This window comes from Pontibacter rugosus (assembly GCF_042678745.1).
Classification (GTDB): domain Bacteria; phylum Bacteroidota; class Bacteroidia; order Cytophagales; family Hymenobacteraceae; genus Pontibacter; species Pontibacter rugosus.
Map to the genome: position 1 here is coordinate 1 of NZ_JBHTLD010000343.1, position 3,040 is coordinate 3,040.

Annotated in this window: 1 protein-coding gene; it reads left to right on the top strand. The window is 40.8% G+C overall.

Features of this window, described 5'->3' with window-relative positions; all coding sequences use genetic code 11:
• On the top strand, positions 1–3,032 hold a 3,032-nt coding region (locus ACFQ2O_RS20895), incomplete at its 5' end, for a SusC/RagA family TonB-linked outer membrane protein (RefSeq protein ID WP_377532695.1).
• Positions 3,033–3,040: the final 8 nt, after the last annotated feature.

A 3,040-nucleotide genomic window follows, 5' to 3' on the forward strand; every position in this document is an offset into this window, starting at 1 on the left:
GAAAAGTTCTATTTATTGGTTTGGTGTTGCTCCTAACGCTTGTTCGCCAAGCGTGGGCGCAGAATCAAACTATCTCGGGGACAGTTACTGATGCTAGCAGTGGTATTCCTTTACCCGGCGTTAACATTTTGGTTAAGGGAACTACTACTGGTACATTCACAGGAGGGGATGGCTCATTTAACGTAAAAGTAAATGATGCTAATGCAACATTAGTTTTCTCTTACCTTGGTTATATCAACCAAGAGGTAAAAGCGAACGGAAGGGCTACAATAAATATACAACTTAAGGAGGATGCAAAAGCTCTTTCTGAGGTTGTTGTTGTTGGTTATGGTACACAGGAAAGACGAGATATTACAGGGTCTGTAGCATCTGTTAGGTCTGAAGAAATAGAAAACCTTCCTGTTGCTGGTCTTGATCAGGCTATTCAAGGAAAAATTGCTGGTGTAAACGTTACTTCAAGCTCAGGTACACCAGGTGGTGGTATTTCTGTGCGTGTACGTGGTACAAGCTCTATCTCTGCAGGTAACAGCCCATTATATGTAGTAGACGGAGTACCTGTTTCTAACTCTGATATATCACAGGGTGGTTTTGGTAACCAGGAGATCAATCCGCTCTCTGAAATTAACCCGAACGATATCCAGTCTATTGAAGTGTTGAAAGATGCATCTTCTGCCGCTATTTACGGATCAAGAGCTTCTAACGGTGTAGTTTTAATCACTACTAAAAAAGGACAGGCAGGCAAAACACAGGTTGATATCGATGCTTACTCAGGTGTTCAGGATTTTACAAAAAAGGTTGATTTCCTTAATGCAACTGAGTATACCAACATTGTGAATGAGGCTCGCCAGAACTATATGAATAGCAATCCTGGCAAAACTGTAGACTTGCTGGGTGCACCTGCTTATAACACTAACTGGATTGATGAGGTTACAAGAAGTACTGCATCAATTTCAAACTTACAAGTGTCTGCAAGAGGTGGTAATGATAAGACAAAGTTCTATATCTCAGCTGCACAGTTCAAACAAGAAGGTATCATACTAAAGAATGAGTATGAGCGTAAAAACCTGCGTTTGAATTTAGATCATGCAGTTAGTAGCAAAATTAACATTGGTACTAACTTAGGCGTTAGCCGTTCTACGAACAACCGTATTATTGGAGACAATAACATCTTTGCGCCATGGCCAAATGCATTGCAGTCACGCCCTGACCAGCCTGCATATAAAGAAGATGGTTCTTACTTTGAGACACAAAGAAATAACCCAGTTCAGGGTGCTTTAGAGCCTGAGTATGAAACAACTATTTTCCGTGTATTCGGAAATATCTTTGGTACTTATGAAATCATTCCAAATTTAAAGTATAGGCTGTCTGTAGGCGGTGACTGGTATAACAACAAAGAATTCCAGTACGAGCCAATCACTTCAGGCCAGGGTAATGGTACAAATGGCTATGGTTTATCAGCCAACGGTGTAGCTAGCAATTACCTAATCGAAAACACATTTGACTATGCTAAATCGTTTGGAGAATTAAATCTTACTGCTTTGGTAGGTTATACCTTCCAGGAATTTACTACTGAGAGACAGTATGTAGAAGGAGTGGATTTCCCTTCTGCTAGTTTCAGATATATTACCTCTGCTGCTCAAATTACAAATGGTACAAGTAACTGGACTTCTAATGCATTAGAATCCTACTTGGGTCGCGTTAACTTAGATTATGCAGACAGATACCTGTTGTCCCTTGCTATAAGACGCGATGGCGCTTCTAAATTCGCTGATGGAAACAAATATGGTACATTCCCTTCTGTTTCTCTTGGTTGGAGACTATCTCAGGAGTCCTTTATGCAGGACTTGTCTTTCCTAAGTGACCTGAAACTTCGTGCCAGCTATGGTATAACTGGTAACCAGGAAGGTATTAACGATTATGCTGCCATGGCTCTTATTGGTGGCGGACAAAATTACAATGACCAATCGGGTGTTGCTCCTTCGCAGCTTCCAAACCCAGACCTTAAGTGGGAGCAGACAAAGCAAACCAACTTTGGTGTTGACTTTGGCTTCTTAAGCAACAGAATCAGTGCAAGCGCTGATTATTTCATCAAGAATACAGATGATCTATTACTGAGCAGACCTCTTCCAAGAACTTCTGGCTACTCTAGCATTACAGAGAACATTGGTTCTGTAGAGAATAAAGGTTTCGAGTTTGCAGTTACTACAAAAAACCTGACAGGTGCATTAAAGTGGTCTACAAACTTTAACATTGCTTTCATTGATAACAAGGTAACCAAGCTGAACAACGACGAGCCTTTTGACAGAGGTTTTGTTAACAGAGTTGCTGTAGGTGAAGCGATAGGAGCTTTCTATCTGTTGGAGCAAGAAGGAATTTATCAAAGCGATGCAGAAGTACCTGAAAAACTTTTTGCTAAAGGTATAAGAGCTGGTGATGTAAAATTCAGAGACATCAACGGAGATGGTGATATAACTACTGGTGCAGACAGAACATTTGTGGGTAGCGCCGTGCCAGACTATTTCGGTGGTATTACAAATAACTTCTCTTACAAAGGAATTGATCTTAGCATATTCTTCCAGTACAGCGTGGGTAATGAAATTTACGCCATGTGGAAAGAGCAGGATGCTGCTGGTAACTTAGGTGCTGGTGCAAATAACAATGCAATTGCAAAAGAAGAAGCAGAAGATAGATGGACTGGCCCAGGTACAAGCAACTCTGTGCCAAGAGCAATTTATGGTGCAGCTGGTACTTTCAACGCACAACGTTCTTCAAGATTCCTGGAAGATGGTTCTTACCTGCGTTTGAAGACATTAAACCTTGGTTACTCTTTGCCATCTACAGTGATAGATAAAGTAGGTTTAAGAAAAGTTAGAGTATACGCAACAGCTCAAAACCTATTGACTTTCACTAAATATTCAGGGTTTGACCCAGAAGTTAGTTCAAATGCTCAGGATGCTGTAACTGCCGCAAACGACCAAGCCACACTGCCACAGCTAAGAAGCTTTACATTGGGTGTTAATATTGGATTTTAATCTTTTAA